2 protein-coding genes and 2 pseudogenes are annotated in these 2,580 nt (G+C 34.1%); 3 read left to right on the plus strand and 1 reads right to left on the minus strand.

All coding sequences use genetic code 11. The features are described 5' to 3' along the window. The 3 genes and pseudogenes from LOK41_RS27765 to yknW form a co-directional block, all read left to right on the plus strand. Positions 1 to 96, plus strand: a pseudogene (locus LOK41_RS27765) (IS6 family transposase); the annotation flags it as partial. 56 nt (positions 97 to 152) lie between these two features. Then, positions 153 to 728 (plus strand): annotated as a pseudogene (locus LOK41_RS27770) (ABC transporter permease); the annotation flags it as partial. Between the two features lie 133 nt (positions 729 to 861). Next, positions 862 to 1,560, plus strand: coding sequence for a YknW family membrane protein (gene yknW / locus LOK41_RS27775; protein ID WP_241819320.1), 699 nt, complete (start codon positions 862 to 864; stop codon positions 1,558 to 1,560). Positions 1,561 to 1,826: 266 nt separating this feature from the next. On the opposite strand, the gene LOK41_RS27780 is transcribed toward yknW, so the two are convergent. Then, on the minus strand, positions 1,827 to 2,580 hold a 754-nt coding region (locus LOK41_RS27780), incomplete at its 5' end, for an IS4 family transposase (RefSeq protein WP_241819321.1).

Here is a 2,580-nt window from a genome sequence, read left to right on the forward strand (position 1 = left end):
ACCATTCATGCTTTATATAAACGAAACCGAAGTCTTGGCTCAGATTTCGGTTTTTCGACATACAATAAATTACAGGAGCTACTAACAATCGCATAAAATATACAACTTTTTGTTGGCACCACTTAACCTTAACAAAACTTCGCAACAGAACCTGGCAGACACTGTATGGAAAAGATGAAATTCAAAATATTTCTGTTCAAGCAAAAAATATAGATGATTTAGAGAATGCAGGTAAAAAAGCCGCAGATGTTTTAAACAGTCGTAAACCGAGTGATGCAACTGGTAAATACGAAGTAATGAATTTAAAAGAGATTCAAGAGGGTATTTCAAAGCTGACGGGAATTATGACAATGATTATCGGTGGTATCGTTGGCATTTCATTAGTTGTTGGTAGTATTGGTGTTATGAACATCATGCTCGTATCTGTAACAGAGCGTACGCGTGAAATTGGTGTACGTAAAGCACTTGGCGCAACCCGTAGTAAAATTTTATTACAATTCTTAATTGAAGCAGTTATGTTAACGCTTCTTAGTGGTTTAATTGGTATTGGTCTTGGATATGGCGAGGCATATATCGTTTCCACATTTGCGAAATGGCCACCGCTGGTTTCATGAGAAGTTGTTGTTGAAGGCGTATTATTCTCAATGACACTCGGTATTATTTTCGGATCAATTCCAGCGAATAAAGCTGCAAAATTAAATCCAATTGAAGCACTTCGTTACGAATAGTTTACTAGTGTAGTAGAGATAATTCTCTCTACTACACATACACATCGTTCTAGTGGGCGATTCAGAGCAGCCTTTAAGAAGATGTGAACCGTCCACTTAGAACGAGTTATATAAATAGAAGGAGGCGCTATATATGGAAGCGAATATGAATACACAAGATGTAGGTGTGAAAAAGCCATCATTATTTGGAATGATTACATCTCCTGGAGTACAATTTGAAAGAATGAAAACAAAGAAGAAAGTTTGGGGTATGTTCTTCTTAGTAGCACTATTACAAGGGCTCCTAGGTGGATTAAGTGCGTATGTTATGTATACATCACCTGAGATGGTTAATATGAAAAAAGAATTAGGTGATCTTGCTGGACAAAGTTCACTTACATCAGAAGTTATTTCTGGAATTGGATCAAGCTTTGCTGGTGCAATGATTGGAACACTATTTATAGCAGCTATTTATAAAATATTTATGATGTTCTTTGGTAATGATACTCCTTACAAAACCTTATTGAATATTGTAGTTTATACAAACATTGTCCTTATTATTGGTGGACTTATTAATACAATTTTAAGTCTAATCTTTGGTAGTGGAACGACTCAGTATACTAGTTTAGGATTATTATTTAAGGAGGGTACATTTGCATACGGAATTGGTAATACAATTGAAATATTCTATGTATGGAATTTAGTTTTAATTTGGCTCGGATTACACATTACAGCTGGATTAAGTAAGGTGAAAGCATCAATTCCAATTATTGTTCTATTCATTATTAAAGCGGTATTCTTAGCGGCAATTATGGTATTAATAGCGAAATTTTTACCGGGGATGCCGATGTAAATAAATTCTGTTCATTATGAAAAAATCAGTAATAGATTTGCAACATTATTAACCGGTTCCTTAACGTACAAGGTACCGGTTAATTTGTGTCCAAAATGTGTCTAAACGTACAATTTTCTTTTTTTGATATGGTGGCCCATGCCCATCAACTTAAGAACGGAAACTAAATGAACTTTCGTTCAAATAAACTAAAAAACTCTTAAAACACTATTTATCCTTAAAAATGGGCATACCAAATAAACCTAATTAGGTGTCATTTTTAAAAATTATGCAACTTTCTTTTGTTTTTTCAATCCACTATATTCATAGACAACACCCATAATATCAAAGATTGTTTTCTTCTCATATCTGTGAGATTTCCGTCCATTCTTCTGTAGGAGGTGAAACAGGCGGATGAGAACCTTTGTTATTTCTTGAGTGTTTTGTTGTATAGCTTGATACAACAGATGTAAATAATCTTGAACCATTCCAATCGCTTTATATTCGCTTAATTCTCTTTTCTTCTTTTTCAAAAGAAGTTGACGCATTTTAAACATAGTAGAGGAGCACAGGAAAATAGCGATTAGCTTTCCATATAATTGGCACTCTAATCGCTCCTGTTTTACATTGCGATAATGGTCTATTTTGAAGAGTGATTTCCACGTTTTAAAAACAATCTCTATTTGCCAACGCAAAGTATATAATTCATGTACCTGTTCCATCGGAACCCATTCCCAAGGTATATTCGTCACGTAGACGTTTAATCCCGCTACCAGTTTACTTTTCTCTGAGTACGTTCTATTTTGTGATTTTTCTTTTTCTGCGATCTTCGTTCGTCGTTTTTGAAGTTGTTTTTCTGTTAATCGATTAAAAATAACGCGTGTAAAAAGTTGTTGTTTATCACCAATATAAGCATGTTTTAATTCAAATGTTTCTCCGGGCTGTAGTTGGTTTAAAAGCTGTTTCACATCAATTTGTATGTATTCTGATTGTTTCTTAATGGTACCATTTTTAGGTTCTGTTGCAAAGATTTCTAAACTA

Source organism: Bacillus sp. TL12 (genome assembly GCF_022625245.1).
GTDB lineage: Bacteria > Bacillota > Bacilli > Bacillales > Bacillaceae_G > Bacillus_A.